Raw genomic sequence first — 20,514 nt, 5'->3', positions numbered from 1 at the left:
CATGCCGAGCCGGCGCTCATGACGCTACGGACGGAACCTCAAGTTCAACTTGAGTTCCGGTCGGGCCCGCTCAACGCTGCGGGGCCCCGCACCGGTGTCGGCACGGGGCCCCGCATCAGCGCGAAGGGGGTACCGGGTCAGCCGAGCTGGCGCTGGAAGGTGGCGATGTCGAAGTAGAGGGTCTCGTCGATCAGCACGTCGCCGTCGAAGTGGAAGAAGACGGCGACCGGGGCGTCGATGGACTTGCCGAGGTTGGGTATGCCCCGCCAGTCCGCCTCCTGCTTGCCGCGCGCCTGCGCTTCGAGGATCACCGCGGTGGGGGTGTGGTGCACGTGGTGCAGCTCGTGCTCCAGGTTGGGGAAGGCGGCCTGGAGCTCGGCGAAGTAGCCCTTCTTGATGGCTTCCGCGCCGATCAGCGGGCCCTCCTCGAAGGCCTGGATGCGGTAGATGCCACCGCGCGGGAACGTGGCGAGCACACCGTCGATGTCCCAGGCGATCTCGGCGACCGTGTGCTCCAGGATGACCGCCTCGCGCTTCTTGCGCAGGTCGGCGTCGGGCGCCGGAAGGTCCGCACCGGGCAGGATGAACTCGTGCTCCATGGCCATTTCGATTCCTCCACGCAGTGACCGTCTACTGATGCGGCTGACGCTAGGAGGCACACCTCGGCGCGCCCTCGCGTACCGCTCGAATATCGGTTCGTGCGGGTGGACGTACGGGCGGAAGCAGGGGGTTGGTCAGGCAGCGGCGCCGCTCCGGTCGGCGCGCTGCGGCGGACGGTAGCTGGGGCGGTAGCCGCAGGCCAGGCCGACCGGCGCGAGCAGGGTGGACAGGGCCATGTCGACGGCGTGGGGGCGGCCGGTGACGGCCCGGTACTCGTCGCGGAAGCCCAGGGCGAGCAGCGGCATCTGCAGGAAGGGGGTGCCGTCGGGGCGCAGCCTGCCTTCGCCGGCCAGCCCCCACAGGGTTTCGAAGAGCTGCTCGGTCCGGTAGGCGGGGGTGACGCGCCAGGTCATCCGGGTCCGCCCGGGGCCGCCGTTCCACATCGAGTGGGCCACGTTCGGCGGGATGTGGAACTCCTCCCCCGCGCCGTACGTGTGCAGGGTGCCGTCCAGCCGGACGCTGATCTGCCCGCTCTGGACGCGGAAGAGCTCGGTCTGCTTCGGGTGGTAGTGCGCGGGCGGCATGTGGGCGGCGCTCGCGTAGTCCACTTCCACTTCCAGGTAGGCGCCGTCCGTGTCGGCCGCCGTGGCCAGGAAGGTGAGCCGGTCGTCCCCGAGGTGCAGGGTGTCTCCGGAGCGTGCCATCGGATGTTTCTCCCATCATCGGTCCGGACGGTCCGGACGGTCCGGACGGTCAGGCGGCGGAGGTCTCGATGTAGCTGAGGGCGTTGAAGATCGTGCGGTTCGGGTCGGTGATGGCACGGCGTCCGTGCATGACCCGGGTGTTGTCGATGAGGGCGGCGTCGCCGTCCTGCCAGTCGAGGTTCTCCGTCAGCCGGGCCGTCACCGACTCGACCTCGGCCAGCAGCCGCGCGGACAGCTCGGTGCCGTCGGCGAAGGTGATCTTCGGCTTCTCGTAGTTGAAGGAGGGGCCCAGGATGCTGTTGGCGAAGGAGCGCCGTGCGGCGAAGACGGTGGGGCCGGCCGCGGGGGTGCGGAAGGAGTAGCGGACTCCGCCGTCCTCCTGGGCCACGATCCTGGTGCCGGGCGTCCGGTCGCCGAGCGCGACGAGTTCGCGCACGTCGATCTCCCCCGCGGGCGTGGTCCCGCCGAGCAGGTGGTGGGCCATGGCCCGCCACTGCGCCTCGGCCACGTAGCGGCTGTAGACGATGTCCTGCGCGGCGAAGGCCTCGCGCGCGGCGGGGCTGAAGGCGTCCCAGACGCGGTAGCCGTCGCAGACGGTGGTCTGGGAGCCGGAGGAGGCGGCCTTCTCGCAGAAGAACCAGGCGAGGTGGGAGCGGAAGGGGCTGTTGCCGTTCTCGGTGTGCAGGCCGACCTCGTCGAAGCCGGCGTCCACCTTCTGCGCGACCTCGGAGTAGAAGTCGCGGGCGGGGTCCAGGGTGGTCGAGGTGGAGGTGGCCTGCACCAGCGAGGTGAAGGCGGCCATGTCGGACGTGAAGCCCCGGAGCAGCAGGAAGCCCGCCTCCGCCAGCAGGTCGCGCAGGACCTTCGGGTCGATGTCCGCGAGGCTTCCGCCCTCGACGGGTTCCACGAGCAGTCCGGTGCCGGTGCCGTAGGGGGTGGTTCTGACGGCGGTCGTCGTGAGCGCGGGGGTCATGCCTTCTCCAGGTTCTTCTCGTGGTGGTGTGCCTCGTCGCGGCGCGGCTCGTGGTGCCGTTGCAGTACGTGGGCCCGTACGACGTCGCGCCGGGGGCGGCCGGTGACGGTGAAGCAGGTGGCGTACCCGGGATCGTCCTCGGGCATGAGGTGGATGACGGCGGCGCGTTCGATGCCGGAGAGGCGCTCGCGGCCGAACTCGTCGATGCGGCGCCGTGCGGTGGCCTGGTCCAGGCCGGCGTCGACGACGAAGAGGCCGTGGACCTGTTCGAGCCCGTCGGCGACGACCGCCGCCTCGCGGACGAAGCCGAGTTCGCGGTAGCGGGACTCGACCCACTCCGGGGAGACGTTGCGCCCGCTCGCCGTGATCACCATGCTCTTCTTGCGGCCGGTGATCCGCAGGTAGCCGTCCTCGTCGATCTCGGCGAGGTCGCCGGTGTGCAGCCGCCCCTGTGCGTCCACGACGACGCTGGAGGGGTCCTCCCGGGTGTACCCGGCGAACAGCGAGGTGCTGTGGATCAGCAGTTCGCCGTCCTCGGCCAGTTCGGCCCGTACGTGGTCCAGCGGGCGGCCCACGGTGCCGAACCGGACCTCGCCGGGGAAGTTCCACGAGACCACCGAGGAGTTCTCGCTGAGCCCGTAGCCCTCGTGGACGGTGAGTCCGTACGCGTCCAGGCGCCGCAGGACCTCTGCGGGCACGGGGGCTCCGCCGCAGGCGATGAAGACCGGGCCGTCGTGGCCGAAGATCCGCTGGTGCCGCTCCCGCACGTTCTCCTCGGGCCGCTCCTCGCACAGCGCGAGGAACAGGGCGGCGACCGTGGGCGGTACGACCAGGGCGGTGGGCCGGGCCTGGCGCAGCAGGGTGAGCATCCGGGGGCCGGCGTCGGCGGCGGTGCCGACCAGCGCGGTGCCGGGCGGCAGGAAGGACACCGACCCGCCCGTGAGGAAGGGCATGTAGAGCCCGGCGACCTGCTCGATGAGCAGGCTCAGCGGCACGACCGAGAGGTAGCGCTCGAAGTCGGCGGGGCGGATCCGTGCCCGCAGCGAGGTCAGCAGTTCGTCCAGGCCGTGCCGGCGGATCCGTACGCCCTTGGGGGCCGAGGTGGTGCCGGAGGTGTGGATGACCTTGACGACCGCGTCCCCGGCGGGGACCTCCGGGCGGGGCGCCGCTGCGGGCGCCGCGGCCATCAGCTCCGGAAGGCCGACGGGGGTCACGGGGCAGCCGGCCGGCAGGACGGCGGTCGCGGTGCTCCCCGTCCAGCGCTCCAGTGCGCGGGCGCCGCCGTCGTCGACGAGGCAGAGGTCGGCGCTCTCCAGGAGGGAGGCCGCCTGCTCGGCGGTGAAGGCGGTGGGGACCGGGATCTCCACGGCCCCGCAGAACAGGACGGCGAGGTCGGCGACGACCCACTCGGGGGAGTTCTCGGCGAGCAGGCCCACCCGGGCGGGGCGGCCGTGCTCCCCGGCCCACCGCCCCAGGCGGCCGGCGAGGACGAGGGCCGCGCCGATGATCTCGCGGTAGCTCCAGGCGGCGGCCGTCCCGGCGGAACCGCCGGCGGTTCCGTCGGCGGTCCCGTCGGCGGCGAGCACCCGCACCATCACGGCTTCGCTGTCCGCCTGTTCCAGCAGTCGCCCGGCGAGGGACACCCGGGGCGTGTCACGCGGCACGGGTCAGCACCTTCGCCTCCGGGCGGTTGCTGACGAACCGCATGTCGATCGTCTCGAAGCAGTAGCGGCCGATCGCGGCGAGCAGCAGCGTGCTCTGTTCGGCGGCTATGGCGTACCCGACCATCGGCCGGGTTTCGTAGTACGAGCCCCAGGTGGCCGCCTCCTCGGTGGTGAGGCGGTCGGGCGAGGCGTCGGCGAGGGGGTGGAAGACCACGCCGAGACGCTTCATCAGGGCGGCGAGCCGGTGGGTCATCGTCATCACCGCGTAGGGCCGGCCGAGGCAGGCCATGACCAGCGGGATCGCCTTGATGATCTCGGCGCCGGCGGTCACCCGGATCGAGGAGATGTTGCCGACCTGCATGACCTGGGAGCGCTTGACCGGCGCCTCGACGGAGGCGGCGATGACGTCCTCGACGGGACCGTCGAGATAGCGCTCCAGCAGGATGCTGCTCCCCTCCCCCTCGGGGAAGGACAGGCCCGCGCAGGCGAGGGCTTCCTCGGTGCCGTCCTCGGAGTCCTCGAAGAAGGCGAGGAAGCTGTCCGGGTCGGGAGAGATGCTGGCCTGGTACTGCTTGGCGAACACCTTCTGGGCCAGGTCCGCGGCGACCAGCCAGTCGGGAGTGCCGCGCTCGGAAAGCGTGATTCTCATGTGCCGCCCCTTTTGGAGGGTGGAGTGGGAGGAGGGGAGGGTCTCACCGCAGGCTGCCGGCCACGGCGGTGCGCCGCGTCACCGGCTTGGCGCCGACGGCGAGTCCGGCGGCGTGCACGGCGCTGTTGATCGAGGTCTCGGCGAGGATGCCGGGGGCGGCGACGGCGTCGCCGATCAGGTAGACGCCGTCCCCGCGGTCGACGGCGGGGCGGTCGCGCCAGCTCAGGCCGGGCAGGTCGAGGGCGCCGGTGCGGCCCCTGGAGACCCCTTCGCGGCGCCACAGGATGCGGTCCCGCCAGCCCGGGGTCGTCAGGTCGAAGAGCTTCTCCAGCCGGGCCAGCGCCTCGCCCTTGGACTCGCCGGGCCGCAGCGGCATGGCGCCCTGGAAGAGGGCCTCGCCCTTGGGGGCGAGCGAGGGGTCGTGGTCGGAGTACTGGGAGGTGAAGCCGCCCTCGTCCATGTCGAAGGAGACGTTCCCGTCCTTCTTGGAACGTGTCACGGCCATGTCGAGCAGGGCGGAGGTGCCGCTGGGCCAGTCCAGCGAGCTGTCGCCGAGCAGGCTGCGGGCGGAGGCCAGCGAGGTGGCGACGATCACCGGTCCGTCGGTGGGCAGTTCGGTGATCCGCGACCCGGTCTCGATGACCACGCCGTGCCGCTTGGCCACCCGCTCCATGCGCTCGACGACGGTGCCCCAGCCTCCGATGAAGTAGCGGCTGGGCAGCGGGAAGCGGGGGGTGCCCACGCGCAGCAGCCGCTCCCAGACGAAGGCCGCGGACAGCCGGCCCGGATCCCCGTCGAAGAGGATGGGGCCGAGGAAGCCGAGGGCCTCGTTGACGGTCTGCTGGTCGAAGCGCTCGCTCGCCCAGTCCTGGAAGGAGCGGTCGACGGGGACCTCGATGTCCCGGTGGAGCCAGCACATCTTCATGTAGCCGCTCGGCAGGGTCATCCGCAGTTTGCCCTGGTGCCGAAAGCGCATCCGGGTCCACTCGTGGAACGACAGCCGTACGTAGCGGCCGGCCAGGCCGCGCTGGAGCAGCCAGTGCCAGACGGGCCCGTTGTCCATGATGGTGTGGGGGCCGTCGTTGGTGACGTAGGGCGCGGAGGCCGACCGGGCGCGCCCGCCCAGGTGCGAGTGGGCCTCGTGGACGGTGACGCGGGCTCCCTTTTCCGCGGCGGTGATCGCCGCGGCCAGGCCGGCCAGGCCTCCGCCGATGATCGTGATGTTCGCCATGGTCATTCACTCACTCACGTTGGGGTGGACGGAGCCTGGTTCAGCCGTCGAGGGTGGCCATGGCGCCGGCGGGGTAGCGGTCGCCCACCGTGCTGCCGTGGGGGGCGATCTTGTCGAGGGCCGCGAGGTCGTCGGTGCTCAGCTCGACGTCGGAGGCCGCGATGTTCTGCTCCAGGTACGTGACCCGCTTGGTGCCGGGGATGGCGACGACGTCGTCGCCCTGGGCCAGTACCCAGGCCAGCGCGAGCTGTCCGGTGGTGATCCCCTTGGCCTCGGCCAGGGCCTCCAGCTGCTCGACGACGTGCAGGTTGGCGTCGAGGTTCTCCTTCTGGAAGCGGGGGACCACGCGGCGGAAGTCGTGCTCGGCCAGGTTGTCGAGGTTGCGGATGGCGCCGGTCAGCAGGCCCCGCCCGAGCGGGCTGTAGCCGACGAAGCCGATGCCGAGCTCGCGGACCGTCTCCAGAACGCCGTTGACCTCGACGTCGCGGGTGGACAGGGAGTACTCGGTCTGCACGGCGGTGAGCGGATGGACGGCGTGGGCGCGGCGGATGGTCGGGGCGGCCGCCTCGGAGATGCCGAGGTGGCGCACCTTGCCGGCGGCCACCAGCTCGGCCAGGGCGCCGAAGGACTCCTCGACCGGTACGCCGGGGTCGACCCGGTGCAGGTAGTAGAGGTCGATCCGGTCGGTGCCGAGCCGGCGCAGGCTGCCCTCGACGGCGGCGCGGATGTACTCCGGGCGGCCGTTCTGCTTGCCGGTGATCGTGCCGTCGGGGGTGACCTCGTTGCCGACCTTGGAGGCGACGACGACCTCGTCGCGCCGCCCCGCGATGGCCTTGGCGACGAACTCCTCGTTGGTGTGCGGACCGTAGAAGTCCGAGGTGTCGAGCAGGTTCACGCCGAGTTCGAAGGCCCGGTGGGCCGTACGCAGGGCCTCCTGGTCGTCGGCCGGACCGTAGGCGAAGGTCATGCCCATGCATCCGAGACCCTGCTCGGAGACCACCAGGCCCTGGCTGCCGAGCTTTCGTTGCCGCATCATCATGCGCCTTCCGCGGTAGTTATCGACGCTAGAAATACTAGCTTAGCTAGACTAGAGAATTGCCGGAGCCGCCCTCAAGGCCTGGGCCAGGAGGGCGGCGACCCGTCGTGCCGCTGTACGCCGGACCGCGCGTGCGTCAGGCCTCGTCGTACGTCAGACCGCGCCGTGCGTCAGGCCGCGGAGGCCAGTTCGCTGGTGACGGAGGACCAGGTGTGCTCCTGCTCCGCCGCGTTCCCCGCGAGCGCCTCCCAGGGATCGGCGCCGAGCGCCTCGGCCGCGGCCTCGCGCAGCCAGACGTCGAAGGGGTCGCGGGACTGGGCGAGCCGCTTCGCGGCCGCCGCCGGGTCGCGGGACTCCACCCGGGCCACCAGCACGTCCCGGCCGTCGAGCCGCTGGAGGGCGAAGGACTCCTGGAGGATGCCGGCCCTGCGCCGCGAGGCCTCGTACTCGCGTCGCCGCGGCCCGGAGAACTCCGCCTGTACGTCCTTCCAGCGCGCGGCGCCGCCCTCGGGGAGCGGCAGCAGCACGGTGGCGGGCTCGACGCTCCGGCGGGCCGCCGCGCGGGCGGCGGTGCGCGAGGAGGGCGCCAGGCGCCGCATGCCGAGTACGGAGAGCATGTTGGACTCGACGCCGATGCCCCAGCGTTCGGCGATCAGGCCGTCGTCCAGCAGCCGCCAGACCACCACGCCCTGGAACTCGATGTAGTGCCCGGTGGGGGGCATGCCGAGGAACTCGCCCCGGTGCGTGCCGCGCCAGGTGTTGTGGATGACGACGTGATCGCCGTGGGCGCTCATGTCCTCGATGGTCACGTGCAGGTCGGGGAAGCCCTCGCGCAGACCCGCGATGGTGTACTTGACGCCCTCCAGCCCCTCGGGCGCGCCCGGCAGCGGCTGGTGGTCGACCATGCCGGGGCTGTAGATCTCCTCCACGATGGAGAAGTCGCCCCGGTTCACGAAGGTGTCGAAGACCGCACGGATGGTCTTCTTGTTGCGCTCCTCCACGCTCACCGCGCTGCGCACCGTCTCTTGTATCGACACGTTCCGTCCTTAACTGGTGGGGAAGGGTGCTTCCCAGGTGAGGGTGAGTCCCGCGTACAGGTAGCGGCTGGCCTCGATCGCGAGCAGCAGCACGGTGTCCCCGGGCCGGATGCGGCCCTCGGTCCAGCCGGCGTCCAGCGCGAGGGGGACCGCGGCGGAGCCGGTGGCTCCCACGTCGGTGAGGTTCTCCACGATGATCTTGCTCAGGGTGGCCTGGTCGTCGGCGGACAGTCCGGCCGTGCCGTACTCGCTGGAGAAGTACTCGGCGTTGCCCTCCGGCAGCACGCACGCGTCGATGTCCGAGAGGGCGAGGCCGGAGCGGCGCAGCATGTCGTGGATGCCCTCCACGAAGACCTTGGGGCCGAACTGGGCGGTGCCGGGGATGTCGAGCTTGATGTCCATCAGCCGCGTGCGCCGCTGCTGTTCGTGCAGCGGGGCGTCGGTGCCGCCGCCGACGATCAGCATGCCGGGCTTGCGGGCGCCGCCCATGGACCGCGTGGCGAACACCTGGCGGCTGCCCTCGTGGGCCGAGCCCTCCTCGCCGCCGCGCAGCACCACGGCGCCGGCGCCGTCGCCGAAGGTGTAGACGGTGAGCCGGTCGCGCATCCGCACCTTGTGCGGGTCGCGGCCGAGGAAGACGGGTGCGAGCAGCGGCGAGACCGACTCCGCGCCGATGACCAGCGCGGTGCGGTAGGTGCCGTCGGCGAGCAGGCGCCGGGCGATGTCGAAGGCCTGGACGGCGCCCACGCAGCCTGCGCGGACCTCGATGACCGCGCAGTTCGCCAGGCCGAGCTGCTCCTGGACGTAGGTGGCGGCGACCGGGAGGAGGTAGTCCGGGCTGGCGGTGGAGAGCACGATCAGGTCGACCTCGGCCGCCTCCACGCCGGCCCGCTCCAGGGCCTGGCGGGCGGCGGCGGTGGCCATGGCGGAGGTGCTCGTACGGTGTTCGCCGGTGGCCGGGTCCACGATCCAGTGGCGGCGTTGGACCTGGATGCCCTCCAGGACGTCGTCGGGCAGCGGCCCGCAGATCCGGGCCAGGGCGTCGTTGTCGAGGGGCTCGCCGGGCAGGTGGGCGCCGGTGGCGAGGATGGAGACGTGCCGGTCGGTGCTGGGTGACATGGTCAGTTCTCCGTAGCGGGACGCAGGACGAGGCTGATGTGGGTCCCCCCGAGCGAGGAGCTGTTGATCAGGACCGGCCCGCTGTCCAGGCCGTTGTCCCAGCCGGTGAGGGCGAGTACGGCCGCCAGCTGTGCGCCCGCGCCGGCCGGCTCGCCGAGCGTGCGCTTGGGGGTGTGGACGGGCACGGAGCCCGCCCCTTCGAGCCGGCCGGCGGCCAGCGTCTCGGGGCCGTCGGCGCTTTCCAGGCCGGCCGCGTTGGCCCAGATCCCGGTCAGCTCGCCCGGCTGGACGCCCGCGTGGGCCAGGGCCCCGCGCATGGCCCGCTCCACGCCCTCGCCCCCGGCGTCCCAGCGCCCGATGCCCTGGGCGTCGGAGGCGGTGGCGTGCCCCGCGAACTCGGCCAGCACCCGGGCCCCGCGGGCCAGGGCGCTCGACTCCCGCTCCAGGACCAGGGCGATGCCCCCTTCGGACAGGGTGTAGCCCGCCTCTCCGAAGAGGGGCAGCCCGCGGTAGGCCTCCAGTACGCCCGGGGAGAGGTCCTCCACCGCCGGGCACAGCACCGCGTCGGCGCGGCCCTGCATCAGCAGGTCGTAGGCGACGGTGAGGGCCGAGGCCCCGGCCGCGTGACCGGTCGTCACCGTCGAGGTGGGCCCCTTGGCTCCGACGTTCATGGCGACCTGGCCGGCGGCGGCGTTGAAGACGGTGTTGGGGAACACCGCCGGGCTGCCGTAGGAGGGGCAGATGTCGAGGACGGGCCGCAGGAAGTCCTCGATGCTGCGCATCGGGCCCAGCCCGGTGCCCAGGACCACGCCGACCCGCTCGTCGGCGGTGAGCCCGGCGTGCTCCAGGGCGACGCGGCAGGAGGCCACGGCGAGCTGTCCGAGGCGGTCCATGCGGCGCCGCTCGACGGGTGTGGTGTGCGCCGCCGCGTCGAAGTCCGCGCGTGCGACGCGCAGTCCGTCCTCCTGCGCGCCCAGCGGGCTGCCTCCGCGCCAGGCCCGCCACAGCGCGTCGGCGCCCGTACCGGCCGCGGTGATCGCGGCGAAGCCCGTGACCACCACCTTCTCCCCGGCGGGCGGGACCTCGGCGGTGAAGCGCCGGCCTGCCGGGCGGCCGAAGGCGACGCACGCGTTGGCCCCGGCGAAGGCGAAGTTGTTCGACAGCGCGGCGTCCATGGCGTGCGGGCGTCCGGCGTCGGGCACGGCGTCCAGGCCGCACTTGGGGTCCACGCCGGTGAAGTTGGCGGTGGGCGGGGCGATCTGCTCGACCAGCGCCTGGACGGTGACGATGGCCTCGACCGCCCCGGCGGCGCCCAGCAGGTGGCCGATCATCGACTTGGAGCTGCTGAGCGGGGTCTTCTCGGCGGCCTCGCCGAGTGCGGCGCGGACCGCGTTGCTCTCGGCGGAGTCGTTCTTGGGCGTACCGGTGCCGTGGCCGTTGATGTAGCCGACGTCCTCGGGGGTGAGGCCGGAGGAGCTCAGCGCGCCGCGGATCGCGCGGGCCGCGCCCTCGCCCTGGGGGTGCGGGGCGGTGGCGTGGTAGCCGTCGGCGGAGAGCCCGTAGCCCAGGACCTCGGCGAGGATGGGGGCGCCCGCCGCGCGGGCCACGGACTCCTCGGCCAGGACGAGCATGCCCGCGCCCTCGCCCAGGGAGAGGCCGTCGCGGTCCTTGGAGTACGGGGCGGCCGGCTTGCTGGACAGCGACTGGAGGCTGGTGAACCCGGCCCACGCCGTCTCGGTGAAGGCGTCGCTGCCGCCGACGAGCATGGCGTCGGAGTGTCCCGAGCGGATCGATTCGACGGCGTGGGCGATGGCGTGGGCGCCCGAGGCGCAGGCCGTGTTCACCGACAGCGAGGGCCCCTTGAGGCCGAAGGCGCTGCTGAGCGCCTCGGCGATGGCCTGCGGGGGCACCAGCAGGTAGTGCCGGCCGTCGTCCTCGGGGGCGCCGCCGGCCCGGGCTCTGCGGGCGAGCTTCTCCGCGCTGCGCAGCCCGCCGTTGCAGGAGCCGAAGGAGACGCCCCAGCGGCCGGCGGGCACGCCGCCGAGGTCCGCCTGGTCCAGCGCCTCCTGCGCCGCCGCCAGTGCGAAGTCGACGGCGGGCTCGCGTTCGCTTCCGCCGAAGGCGGCCAGGTAGTCGTAGGCGGGGGCGAGCTCGCTCTGGACCTCGCCGCCGATGTCGGTGCCGTAGAAGTCCATCGGCATGCCGCGCACCGGTCCGATGGCCGAGTATCCGGCCCGTACGCCCTCCCACAGGGCGGTGGCGGTGGCGCCCTGGGCGGTCACGGCGCCGACGCCGCAGACCACCACGGTCCGGGTCCGGCCGCCCGTGCCGTCCGGCGCGGTGTCGTGCTCGTACACGTCGTCGGTCATGTCCGCTCTCCGTCCGGGGGTATGCGTATGTCCGTCATGAGGTCCGCCCCATGGCAATGGCCACCGCCTGGCCTTCCAGACCGCGGGCGAGGGCCAGCGCGCTGTCGGGCCGCGTTTCGCGCGGGGTGAGCGGTACGTAGTCGAGGTCGCACTCGTCGGCGGGGTGGTGCAGGTTCTGGGTGGCGGGAACGACGCCGGAGTTCAGGGCGAGCGCGGTGACGGCCGCGTTCAGGGCCCCGGCTCCGCCGACGAGGTGGCCGGTCTGCGGTTTGATGCTGCTGATCTGCGCCGCCTTGGCGGCCGTGCCGAGGGCGTCGTGCAGGGCGAGGGTCTCGCTGGCGTCGCCCTGGACGGTGGCGCAGCCGTGGGCGGCGATGTAGCCGCCGTCGTGGAAGACGCCGCCCGCGTCGTCGAGCGCGCGGACGATCGCCCGGGACAGGCCGCGGGCCCTGGCCTGCGGGCTGGGCGGGCGTACGCAGTCGTTGCCCGCGCCGTAGCCGGTGACCTCGGCGTAGCAGTGGGCGCCCCGGGCCAGGGCGTGTTCGCGCTCCTCCAGGACGAGCAGGGCGGCGCCCTCGCCGAACACGGAACCGCTGCGGTCGCGGTCGAAGGGGCGGAAGGCCTCCTGGCCGAGGTCGGTGCGGGTGGACAGAACGCCGAGGCCGTCCATCTTGGACATGGCCCACCAGCCGGTGGCGTCGTCGTACCCGCCCGCGAGCACGATGTCGGCCTCGCCGCGGCGTACGGTGCGCATGCCGCGGCCGATCGCCATGGCGCCGGCGTCGGCGGTGCCCGCGAAGTAGGCGTTGGCGCCGCGGATCCCGTACTTCTCGGAGATGTGGAAGCCGGCCGCGGGCTGCAGCCCCTCGACGAAGAACAGCGGGGCGATCACCGAGGACGCCGTCCGGCCCAGCTTGTGCAGGTCGGGGGTGCCGTCCTCGGCGCGCACGGCCTGGAGCTGGGCGATCAGCTCGTCCATGCGGGGCATTTCCTTGTTGCTGCCGAGGAAGAGCCCGGTGCGCTGCCCGAGGTCGCTCTCGCCGTCCAGGCCGGCGTCGCGCAGCGCCAGGGTGGCGCCCGCCAGGGCCAGCTGGTCCCCGCGGCACAGCATGCGCAGGGTGCGCCGGTTCGCCCACTGCGTGGGGTCGAAGTCGTGGATCTCCGCGCCGATCCCGGTGCGCAGCGGCGCCGGGTCGTAGGCGCGCAGCGGGCCGATCCCGCTGCGGCCTTCGAGGAGGTTCTCCCAGGTGGGTGCGGCGCCCTGGCCGATCGCGGTCATCAGACCGATGCCGGTCACCATCACGCGCCGCCTGTCGTCGCTCATGCTGTGCCCTCCCTGGGCTCGTCGGCGCTCACCAGGGTGAGGAGGCGAGCGGCGGCAACCACACGGCCCTCGACCCGGGCGGTGGTCCGTACATCGGTCGTCTGCTGCGTGCGTGCCGTCACCTCTACGGTGATCTCGACCTGGTCGCCGGGGGCCACGAAGTGCTTCCAGCGGACGCCCCGTACGGAGGCGAGCCGCCATCCGGCCGGGTCGCCGCCCGCGACGGCCTTCGCCAGGTCGGCCATGCTCTCCAGGAGCAGTACGCCCGGCAGGATGGGGTGACGGGGGAAGTGGTGGTCGAAGACGGGCAGGGTGGCGGGGATGTTGCGGACGGCGACCGCCCGTTCGCCCGGGACGAGCTCCACGAGGCGGTCGAAGCCGTGGGGGACCTCAGCCCTCGTGCCCACCTCCGTCGCGGTGCTCACGCCTCCTCCTGCGGGGCGCCGATGACGATGCTGGTGTTGCTGCCGCCGAACGCGAAGGCGTTGATGAGGACTCCCGACACCGGCATGGGGCGCGCGGTGTGCGGTACGTAGTCCAGGTCGAGCCCGCGGTCGGGCCGGTCGAGGTTGACGGTGGGAGGCACCAGGGAGTGGCGCATCGCGTTGACGGCCGCGAGCACGCCGAGTCCGAGGCTGGCCGAGGTCAGGTGTCCGGCCATGGACTTGGGCGCGCTGACCACCAGCCGCTGCGCCTCGGCGCCGAACACCTTCTTGATGGCGGTCGTCTCGGACTGGTCGTTGCCGTGGGTGCTGGTGCCGTGGGCCACGACGTAGTCGATGCCGGTGGTGCCGAGGCCGGATTCGGCGATGGCGCCCTCCATGGCCTGGATGGCTCCGGAGCCGTCCGGCGGGGAGTCGGTGATGCGGTAGGCGTTGAGGGTGGAGCTGTAGCCGAGGACCTCGGCGAGGATGGTGGCGCCGCGTTCGCGGGCCGCGTCCATGTCCTCCAGGATCACCGCGACGGCTCCCTCGCCGACCACGAAGCCGCTGCGGTCCGCGTCGAAGGGGCGCGAGGCGTGCTCGGGATCGTCGTTGTACTGGTCCGTCAGGGCCCCGAGCAGGCTGAAGCCGAGCAGGTCGAGCCAGGTCGTCAGCGAGTCGTAGCCGCCGGCGATCATCAGCTTCGCGTCGCCCTCCTGGATGGCGCGGTACGCCTCCCCGATGGCGTGCCCGGATCCGGCGCAGGCGGTGCTGATGCCCAGCATCGGACCGGTGCCGCCGACCATCCGGGCCATGGCGGCCAGGGGGACGTTCTGGTCGTCGGTGAGGGTCAGGGCGGGGGGCTGGCAGATGAAGGCGTCCGCCTGTCCGGTGGTGGCCCGCAGGTGGCCGATGTCGAGCAACGCCTGGAGTTCGGGACGGCCGACGCTGGCTCCCATGGCGACGCCGCGCTCGTCGGCGGCGTACACCTCCTCGGAGAGCTCGTCGACCCCGGCGCAGCGGACCGCCTCCCAGGCCGCCGCGACGCCGAACTGGCCGACGCGCGAGAGGTGCTTGCGCCCGACCTTCGCCGGGATGGCGGCCGCCGCGTCGAAGTCCTTGACCTGCGCGGCGATCCGTACCGGGAAGCCGGAGGCGTCGAAGGTGGTCAGCGGACCCACTCCGCTGCGTCCGGTGGCCAGGCCTTCCCAGGTGCTGTCCGCATCGTTGCCGAGCGGGGTGACCGCCCCGACTCCGGTGATGGCTACGCGCTTCATCCGACCGGTCCTCCACCCTGCAGCTGTCGCGCCATGCGCGCCGTGTTCGCCGGGTCGTCGAGACGCTCGGCGTCGATGAGCGCGCACATGATGCCGCTCGCTTCCAGGACGGTCTCGCCGTCCACCGTGACGGTGCCGTCCAGGATCGCGGCGTCGTCGTTCATCGATTCGATCCTGGCCTCCATGCGGAGCACCTCACCGGGCACCACCGGACGGTGGGCGGTGGCCTCGCCCACGGCGAGCAGCGCCGCGCGCAGCTTGTGGTCGGTGCTGAGCATGATCAGCCAGGTGGCCGACTGGCACAGGGCCTCCAGCGCGAGTCCGAAGGGCAGTGCCGGGCCGTTCGCCGTGGCCTGCCAGTAGTCCTCGTCGACGGTGGTGACCTTACGGGCGGTGATCCGCTCGCGGGGGGTCCAGGTCTCGATCCGGTCGATCAGATGGAATCGCATCGTCGTCTCTTCGTCTCTTCCTTCCGTTCCCCGCGGTCCTACGGGCGGCCGATGCCGAGCTGGGCGGAGAATCCGCCGTCCACGGTGAGCAGTTCGCCGGTGGTGTAGCCGGAGTCCGGGCCGGCCAGGAACACGGCGGCCGCGGCGACCTGCTCGACGGTGGCGAAGCGGCGCAGGGGGATCTGCCGCTTGATGCTCTTGCCCCCGTCGCGCTGGAGCACCTCGCCCACCAGTTCGGTCGGGGTGAAGCCCGCGAGGACCGCGTTGACCCGTACGCCGAACCGGGCGAGCTCGATCGCGGCGGAGCGGGTGAAGGAGTTCAGGGCGCCCTTGGAGGCGGAGTAGTTGGACTGGCCGATCCAGCCGCGCTCGCCCATGGCGGAGGAGATGTTGACGACGGTGGCGTCGCCCTGGGCCATGAAGTGCTCCATGACGGCGTGCGTGCAGTGGTACGCCCCGCCGAAGTTGACCTTCATGACGTTCAGCCAGGCGTCCGGCGCGGAATCGTAGATCAGGCCGTCGTCGCTGGTGCCCGCGTTGTTGACCAGCACGTTCAGGGAGCCCAGCTGACGGATCGCCTCGGCGACCAGTTCCGCGGCCTCGGCGGGGTCGGAGACGTCGGCGCCGATCGCCACGGCCCGGCCGCCCGCCGCCTCGATCTCCTTGACGACCGCCAGGGCGTCTTCCCGGCGCGAGCGGTAGTTGACTGCGACAGCCGCCCCTTGTTCGGCCAGGGCCAGGGCGATGGCCCGGCCGATGCCCCGCGAGGCGCCGGTGACCAGGGCGGTGCGGTCCTTCAGCTTCATCTGTCTCTTCCCGTTTCTGCTACGAGGTGGGCGTCCTGGCTGCTGCGGCCGACGGGCGCCCTACGGGCCCCGGCGCCACCCGCATCCGCCCGGCCCTGCGGTGGGGGGCCGGGCGGATGCGGGACGGCATGTCAGGCGGCGGCCGCGTGGGCGCGCTCGGTCAGCAGATCGGTGAGGTTCTGCACGGTGAACAGGCCGAGGACCCCCTCGGCGGTCAGCGGCTCCGCGAGCTGGTTGCGGTCGAACTGCGGCAGGACCTTCTCCAGGTGGGTCAGGCCGGTGTCGTTGACGACCTCGTTCTCGTCGCCGAACTCCTCGTCCGGGATGCCGCCCTGGAGCAGGTTGGCGATGTCGGCCACGGTGATCTTCACCTTGGTGGCGCGCTCCAGCCGGAAGAGGATGTCGAGCAGGTCGATGGACTCGGCACCCAGCGCCCCGAGGAGGGTCGCGTCGGGAACGGCCTCGGCCTCGTCGATGCCGAGGGCGTCGGCTATGGCGGCCTGGACCGCGGGGAGGTAGTCGGTCGACAGGGTGGTCAGGGTTTCGGGCACCGTTTGCTGCCTTTCAAGGGGATTTTCGCGAAGGGGACGAAAGAGAGGGAGGAAGAGGAGGGGACGGAGACGGGGGCGGGCGTACGCGCCCACCACGGGTACGCGGCTACGCGGCGGCCGCGCCGACGACGGGCTGCGGGCGCAGGTCGCGCAGGAGCGTGGCGATGCGGCGCTCGTCGTTGGTGCTGCGCACCAGGGCGCCGGGTACGGAGCGGTTGGCGAAGCCGCTGAGGACGCGGCCGGGGCCGACCTCCAGATAGCCGTCCACGCCGTGCGCCGAGGCGGATTCCAGTACGTCGACCCAGCGCACCGGGCCGGCGAGCTGGCGCCGGAGCAGGTCGCGGGCGTGCGCCCCGTCCCGCACCGGGCCCCCGGTCACCGAGCTGATGACGGTCAGGTGGGGCGCGGAGAAGGCGGTGCGCTCCAGTTCGGCGGTGAACTCGGCCTCGACCGCGCTCATCAGCGAACAGTGGAAGGGCGCGGAGACCTTCAGCGGCACGGCCCGCTCGGCGCCCGCCTCCAGCGCGAGCCGGCCCACCTCGGCGACCGCCCCGCTCTGGCCGGAGATCACCGTCTGACCGGCCTCGTTGTAGTTGGCGACCTCCACCACGCCGAGCGGTGCGGCGGCCGCGCAGAGCTGCTCGATCCGCTCGGGAGCCAGCCCCATGACCGCCGTCATGGCCCCGGACACCCGGCGCGAGACGCCCGCCATGAGCTCGCCGCGACGGCGTACGAGGCGCAGCGCGTCGCCCGCTTCGAGGACGCCGGCGGCGATCAGCGCCGTGTACTCGCCCAGGCTGTGCCCGGCGACCGCGCCGGGCCTGAAACCGGTCTCCTCGCGCAGTACCTCGTACACCGCGAGGCTGGTGGCGACGATGGCGGGCTGGGCGATCTCGGTCGGTGCGAGGTCCGCCTCGGGGGCCGTGGTGCACAGGTGCGTCAGGGGGAGTCCCGTGGCCTCCTCCGCCTGGGCCAGCACGCGTCCGACCGTGCGGGGGTGTTCGCGGAGGAGGTGTCCGGCCATGCCCGCGCGCTGCGAGCCCTGACCGGGAAACATCGTGAAGAGATTGTCGATCATCCCCGTTCCTACCTCACTGAGTTGTGGGTGACAGGTCGTCGAGCCGTCGGTCCGTCGCACACAGACGGCTGGTTCTCGACCCCGTGAAATCTGGCATCACGTTCTGGCGCATTCCTCGAATGCGCCTCGACTCACTCGGCTGCGGCGCCGGGCGCGGCGGCAGTCCGGGCGGCGGGGTGCGCGAGCGCCCGCGCGGGGGCCTTGGCCCAGCGGGTGCCGTAGGCGACCTGCCCCTTCTCGGCCGCGCCGAAGGCCTTGGTGTTCCAGTTCTTGCGCATGAAGGCCTCCCGCGCCTTGATCAGGAGCGGGTTCTCCACCGAGCCCATCTGCCCGATGCGCCAGGCGATGCGCTGCAGGGGCGCGGTGCGCTCGCGGCGCTCGGACTCGTAGGAGCGGAGCGCGGAGACCGGGTCGCTGCCCGCCCGCTCCAGGTGCTCGGCCAGGACCAGGGCGTCTTCCAGGGCCTGGCAGGCGCCCTGGCCGATGTTGAAGGTGATGGGGTGCGCGGCGTCTCCGAGCAGGGTGACGCGGCCCTTGCCCCAGTGGCGTTCGGGCTTGCGGCCCTCGACGTCTCCGCGCAGGATCCATTCCTCGGGGGTGGCGCGCAGGATGTCCGAGACCGGTCCGCCCCAGCCCGCGTGGCGGCGCAGCAGCATGTCCCGTACGCCGGGCTCGTCGCGCCCGCCGGGCGCCCCGTTGGCCACGCTCATCCAGTGCACCAGGCCGGGGGCGACGTCGTAGTAGGTGAACCGGGTGCCCGGCCCGAACATGGCGTTGAAGGTGCCGGCCGGGATGTCGGCGTGCTCCATCGGGGCCCGGCCGCGCCAGGCGATGTAGCCGCTGAAACGGTTCTTGGCGGGCCCGAACATGGCGTCGCGCACGGCGCCGTGGATGCCGTCGGCCCCGATCAGCAGGTCGCCGCGCTCGCTGCCACCGTCGGCGAAGCGGACCGTGACGCCCTCGGCGTCCTGGTCGAAGCCGGTCACCTGGGCGCCCGTACGCACGACCGGGCCCTCAAGCGCGTCGCGCAGGATGCCGTGCAGCACGGAGCGTTCGACGGCGATGGTGGGCTGTCCGTAGCGGGTGACGAAGTCGCCTATCGGCCAGGCGCCGAGCACTTCGCCGCGCCAGGTGCTGAAGTGCGCCGTCTCCTGGGCCGGGGCGATCTCCAGGACCTTCTCGGCCAGGCCCAGGTAGTCCAGCGCGAGCACGCCGTTGGTCCAGATGTGCAGTCCCGCGCCGCCGTCGCGCAGCTCCTCGGCGCGCTCGAAGACGACGACCTCGAAGCCCCCCCGCTGGAGTGCGAGGGCCGCGGCGAGGCCGCCGATCCCTCCGCCGGCGATGAGTACGCGACGGGGACGTCGTCCTATGGCCATCTCTAGCTCTCCTCCGTGGCTGTCCGGGCGGCCAGGCCGCTCCCATCGGGTACGAGATCCCTGACGGACTCCGGTAGTTGTCAACGCTAGCATTGCGAGCGCCGATGTTGATAGTGTCGGCAGGACATCTAGCATCGCTATATCCCCGTGGCGCGACGGCCACGCGGCAACCGGCAGAACGACAGAGGTGGTTGTGATGGAAGCGCTCCTGCTCACGCTGGCCGTGGTGGCCACCATGGCGAACGCGGTGGTCTACGGCACCGACGTCTTCTCGGCACTCGTCCAGCGGCCCGCCATGGCCCACGTCGACGACGCGGCCCTGACCAGCGCCATGGGCCAGATCCACCGCTTCGGCGACAGCCGGATGCCCATACCGGGCGTCTTCGGCCTGGTCGCCACGGTCGGCACCGCCGCCGTGGCCGGATTCGAGGGCAAGACCACGCCGTCCGTGGCCTCGGGCGTGGCCGCCCTGGCCCTCGTGGTGTGGCTGGTCATCTACAACAAGGTGAGCGCGCCCGTGAACAAGGAGCTGACCGGAGCGGCGCTGGACTGCCGCGTCGCGCCCGACGCCCGTGGCCTGCAGCGCACCTGGGACAGCGTCATCAACGTCCGGGTCCTGCTCCAGGCGGTGGCGCTCGGCGGGATGTGCGTCGCGCTCGTGGCCTCCTGAGCCGAGACCCCCGCAACTCCCCGGGAACCCACGCGCCGGGGCTTCGAAGGGGACCCGCCACCCGGCGGGTCCCCTTCGGCATGCGCCCCCACCGCCGGGATGCGGCTGTGCGGGAGGCCGGGAGGGGTGACCGGTTTTCGTGGTTTTCGCCAAGGCTGATGGCTCGTCGGTTTGGGAGAGACTGCCGGTCGGAGGGCTCGATCCGTCGTGTTCACGGGCGGGGTCGGGCCCTCTCGCACGGTGAATCACGAACGGGGAGGACGGCACGATGAGTGCACAGGAGCAGTACGACGAGATCGGTGAGGCGTACGAGGGGTTCAAGGCCCTTCCGCTGGAGCAGTGGGCCATCGTGCCCGGATTCCTGGCCCTGGTCGGGGACGTGACGGGCAAGTCGGTGCTCGACCTGGCATCCGGCACCGGCTTCTACAGCCGGGAGTTCAAGCGGCGCGGCGCGGCCGACGTCCTCGGCATCGACATCTCCGGCGAGATGGTCGCCGTGGCGCAGGCGATCGAGGAGCGCGATCCCCTGGGCGTGCGCTACGAGGTGGGCGACGCGGCCGAGCTGCGGTCCTTCGAGGAACCCTTCGACATCGGGCTGGCCGTCCAGCTCCTCAACTACTCCTCGGACATCGCCACCACCGAGCGGATGTGCCGCAACATCCACCGGAGCCTGAAGCCCGGCGCCGAGCTCTTCCTGATCAACCAGTCGCCCGACTACCGCTTCGACGGGCCGACCCCGGAGAAGTACGGCTTCCGCACGGAGCTCACCGGCGAGGAGGTCGAGGTCGGCTTCAAAGTGCGGACCACGGCGCTGCTCGACCCGCCGGTCTCCTTCGTCGCCCACTTCCCGCGCCGCGAGGTGTACGAGAGCTGCCTGAAGGCGGCCGGTTTCAGCGAGCTGACCTGGACCCCGGTGACGGTGTCGGAGGCCGGCGTGCAGGAGTTCGGTGCGGAGCACTGGGCCGACCTCGCCGAGAACCCGCCGCTGGAGATGCTGCGCTGCCGCGCGTGACGATCGCCCGCCTGACGATCCGCCGCCTGACGATCCACCGTCGGCGACGCGCCGCCTGACGACGCATCGGATGCGGTGACGGCCCGGCCCCGGGAGTCTTCCAGGGCCGGGCCGTCGGTGGTTCACGCGGTGCCGGGCCAGGCACCGGCCGCCCTTCGAGTCGGTCG

General features: G+C 72.3%; 20 protein-coding genes. 2 read left to right on the top strand and 18 right to left on the bottom strand.

Annotation, left to right across the window (positions count from 1 at the left end; translation table 11 throughout):
• Positions 1 to 137: 137 nt before the first annotated feature.
• The 18 genes from OG276_RS39635 to OG276_RS39550 all read right to left on the bottom strand — a co-directional run bounded on the left by OG276_RS39635 (position 138) and on the right by OG276_RS39550 (position 18,665).
• Positions 138 to 605: an ester cyclase gene (locus tag OG276_RS39635; RefSeq protein WP_266914493.1), complete on the bottom strand. Its 468-nt coding sequence runs from the start codon at positions 603 to 605 to the stop codon at positions 138 to 140.
• A 129-nt stretch (positions 606 to 734) separates the two neighbouring features.
• Entirely contained in the window at positions 735 to 1,304 is a 570-nt protein-coding gene (locus tag OG276_RS39630) for a cupin domain-containing protein (RefSeq protein WP_266914491.1), read from the bottom strand.
• A 49-nt stretch (positions 1,305 to 1,353) separates the two neighbouring features.
• Positions 1,354 to 2,277 (bottom strand): TauD/TfdA family dioxygenase, encoded by a 924-nt coding sequence (locus OG276_RS39625; protein WP_266914489.1) that lies wholly within the window; start codon positions 2,275 to 2,277, stop codon positions 1,354 to 1,356.
• Complete coding sequence (locus OG276_RS39620) at positions 2,274 to 3,941, bottom strand: AMP-binding protein (protein ID WP_266914487.1); 1,668 nt, start codon at positions 3,939 to 3,941, stop codon at positions 2,274 to 2,276. Before OG276_RS39620 ends, OG276_RS39625 begins: the two co-directional genes overlap by 4 nt.
• Positions 3,931 to 4,590: a thermostable hemolysin gene (locus OG276_RS39615; protein ID WP_266914485.1), complete on the bottom strand. Its 660-nt coding sequence runs from the start codon at positions 4,588 to 4,590 to the stop codon at positions 3,931 to 3,933. The genes OG276_RS39620 and OG276_RS39615 overlap by 11 nt, the downstream gene beginning before the upstream one ends.
• 43 nt (positions 4,591 to 4,633) lie before the next feature.
• The gene (locus OG276_RS39610; protein ID WP_266914483.1) at positions 4,634 to 5,821 is read right to left on the bottom strand and encodes an FAD-dependent oxidoreductase; all 1,188 of its coding nucleotides are present in this window, start codon (positions 5,819 to 5,821) and stop codon (positions 4,634 to 4,636) included.
• A gap of 40 nt (positions 5,822 to 5,861) precedes the next feature.
• Complete coding sequence (locus OG276_RS39605; RefSeq protein ID WP_266914639.1) at positions 5,862 to 6,854, bottom strand: aldo/keto reductase; 993 nt, start codon at positions 6,852 to 6,854, stop codon at positions 5,862 to 5,864.
• A 173-nt stretch (positions 6,855 to 7,027) separates the two neighbouring features.
• Positions 7,028 to 7,894: an ester cyclase gene (locus OG276_RS39600; protein ID WP_266914481.1), complete on the bottom strand. Its 867-nt coding sequence runs from the start codon at positions 7,892 to 7,894 to the stop codon at positions 7,028 to 7,030.
• 9 nt (positions 7,895 to 7,903) lie between these two features.
• Complete coding sequence (locus OG276_RS39595; RefSeq protein ID WP_266914479.1) at positions 7,904 to 9,013, bottom strand: 3-oxoacyl-ACP synthase III family protein; 1,110 nt, start codon at positions 9,011 to 9,013, stop codon at positions 7,904 to 7,906.
• A gap of 2 nt (positions 9,014 to 9,015) precedes the next feature.
• Positions 9,016 to 11,382: a beta-ketoacyl-[acyl-carrier-protein] synthase family protein gene (locus OG276_RS39590; RefSeq protein ID WP_266914477.1), complete on the bottom strand. Its 2,367-nt coding sequence runs from the start codon at positions 11,380 to 11,382 to the stop codon at positions 9,016 to 9,018.
• Positions 11,383 to 11,416: 34 nt separating this feature from the next.
• Positions 11,417 to 12,706: a beta-ketoacyl synthase gene (locus tag OG276_RS39585; RefSeq protein ID WP_266914475.1), complete on the bottom strand. Its 1,290-nt coding sequence runs from the start codon at positions 12,704 to 12,706 to the stop codon at positions 11,417 to 11,419.
• On the bottom strand, positions 12,703 to 13,131 hold the full coding sequence (locus tag OG276_RS39580; RefSeq protein ID WP_266914473.1) for a 3-hydroxyacyl-ACP dehydratase FabZ family protein: 429 nt from the start codon (positions 13,129 to 13,131) through the stop codon (positions 12,703 to 12,705). The genes OG276_RS39585 and OG276_RS39580 overlap by 4 nt, the downstream gene beginning before the upstream one ends.
• A complete protein-coding gene (locus OG276_RS39575) occupies positions 13,128 to 14,405 on the bottom strand; it encodes a beta-ketoacyl synthase (RefSeq protein ID WP_266914471.1) in 1,278 nt (425 codons plus the stop codon). Before OG276_RS39575 ends, OG276_RS39580 begins: the two co-directional genes overlap by 4 nt.
• Entirely contained in the window at positions 14,402 to 14,854 is a 453-nt protein-coding gene (locus OG276_RS39570) for a 3-hydroxylacyl-ACP dehydratase (RefSeq protein ID WP_266914469.1), read from the bottom strand. The genes OG276_RS39575 and OG276_RS39570 overlap by 4 nt, the downstream gene beginning before the upstream one ends.
• Before the next feature lie 38 nt (positions 14,855 to 14,892).
• On the bottom strand, positions 14,893 to 15,660 hold the full coding sequence (locus OG276_RS39565) for an SDR family NAD(P)-dependent oxidoreductase (RefSeq protein ID WP_266914467.1): 768 nt from the start codon (positions 15,658 to 15,660) through the stop codon (positions 14,893 to 14,895).
• Between the two features lie 131 nt (positions 15,661 to 15,791).
• Positions 15,792 to 16,211, bottom strand: coding sequence for an acyl carrier protein (locus OG276_RS39560; protein ID WP_266914465.1), 420 nt, complete (start codon positions 16,209 to 16,211; stop codon positions 15,792 to 15,794).
• Positions 16,212 to 16,317: 106 nt separating this feature from the next.
• On the bottom strand, positions 16,318 to 17,289 hold the full coding sequence (fabD, locus tag OG276_RS39555) for an ACP S-malonyltransferase (protein ID WP_266914463.1): 972 nt from the start codon (positions 17,287 to 17,289) through the stop codon (positions 16,318 to 16,320).
• A gap of 131 nt (positions 17,290 to 17,420) precedes the next feature.
• Entirely contained in the window at positions 17,421 to 18,665 is a 1,245-nt protein-coding gene (locus OG276_RS39550) for an FAD-dependent monooxygenase (protein ID WP_266914461.1), read from the bottom strand.
• A gap of 196 nt (positions 18,666 to 18,861) precedes the next feature.
• Here OG276_RS39550 and OG276_RS39545 point away from each other — a divergent pair, with 196 nt between their 5' ends.
• Entirely contained in the window at positions 18,862 to 19,335 is a 474-nt protein-coding gene (locus tag OG276_RS39545) for a DUF1772 domain-containing protein (protein ID WP_266886907.1), read from the top strand.
• 268 nt (positions 19,336 to 19,603) lie between these two features.
• Entirely contained in the window at positions 19,604 to 20,347 is a 744-nt protein-coding gene (locus OG276_RS39540) for a class I SAM-dependent methyltransferase (RefSeq protein ID WP_266914459.1), read from the top strand.
• Positions 20,348 to 20,514 lie beyond the last annotated feature (167 nt).

This window comes from Streptomyces sp. NBC_00086 (genome assembly GCF_026343255.1).
In the GTDB taxonomy this organism is placed as follows: domain Bacteria; phylum Actinomycetota; class Actinomycetes; order Streptomycetales; family Streptomycetaceae; genus Streptomyces.
Note: the sequence above shows the minus strand (reverse complement) of the source record. Positions and strands in the feature narration are given on the sequence as shown.

What these genes read in the sequence shown, in the direction of transcription:
- OG276_RS39635 (WP_266914493.1), bottom strand. Translation starts at nt 605, where the DNA reads ATGGCCATGGAGCACGAGTTCATCCTGCCCGGTGCGGACCTTCCGGCG.
- OG276_RS39630 (WP_266914491.1), bottom strand. Translation starts at nt 1,304, where the DNA reads ATGGCACGCTCCGGAGACACCCTGCACCTCGGGGACGACCGGCTCACC.
- OG276_RS39625 (WP_266914489.1), bottom strand. Translation starts at nt 2,277, where the DNA reads ATGACCCCCGCGCTCACGACGACCGCCGTCAGAACCACCCCCTACGGC.
- OG276_RS39615 (WP_266914485.1), bottom strand. Translation starts at nt 4,590, where the DNA reads ATGAGAATCACGCTTTCCGAGCGCGGCACTCCCGACTGGCTGGTCGCC.
- OG276_RS39610 (WP_266914483.1), bottom strand. Translation starts at nt 5,821, where the DNA reads ATGGCGAACATCACGATCATCGGCGGAGGCCTGGCCGGCCTGGCCGCG.
- OG276_RS39605 (WP_266914639.1), bottom strand. Translation starts at nt 6,854, where the DNA reads ATGCGGCAACGAAAGCTCGGCAGCCAGGGCCTGGTGGTCTCCGAGCAG.
- OG276_RS39595 (WP_266914479.1), bottom strand. Translation starts at nt 9,013, where the DNA reads ATGTCACCCAGCACCGACCGGCACGTCTCCATCCTCGCCACCGGCGCC.
- OG276_RS39590 (WP_266914477.1), bottom strand. Translation starts at nt 11,382, where the DNA reads ATGACCGACGACGTGTACGAGCACGACACCGCGCCGGACGGCACGGGC.
- OG276_RS39585 (WP_266914475.1), bottom strand. Translation starts at nt 12,706, where the DNA reads ATGAGCGACGACAGGCGGCGCGTGATGGTGACCGGCATCGGTCTGATG.
- OG276_RS39575 (WP_266914471.1), bottom strand. Translation starts at nt 14,405, where the DNA reads ATGAAGCGCGTAGCCATCACCGGAGTCGGGGCGGTCACCCCGCTCGGC.
- OG276_RS39570 (WP_266914469.1), bottom strand. Translation starts at nt 14,854, where the DNA reads ATGCGATTCCATCTGATCGACCGGATCGAGACCTGGACCCCCCGCGAG.
- OG276_RS39565 (WP_266914467.1), bottom strand. Translation starts at nt 15,660, where the DNA reads ATGAAGCTGAAGGACCGCACCGCCCTGGTCACCGGCGCCTCGCGGGGC.
- fabD (WP_266914463.1), bottom strand. Translation starts at nt 17,289, where the DNA reads ATGATCGACAATCTCTTCACGATGTTTCCCGGTCAGGGCTCGCAGCGC.
- OG276_RS39550 (WP_266914461.1), bottom strand. Translation starts at nt 18,665, where the DNA reads ATGGCCATAGGACGACGTCCCCGTCGCGTACTCATCGCCGGCGGAGGG.
- OG276_RS39545 (WP_266886907.1), top strand. Translation starts at nt 18,862, where the DNA reads ATGGAAGCGCTCCTGCTCACGCTGGCCGTGGTGGCCACCATGGCGAAC.
- OG276_RS39540 (WP_266914459.1), top strand. Translation starts at nt 19,604, where the DNA reads ATGAGTGCACAGGAGCAGTACGACGAGATCGGTGAGGCGTACGAGGGG.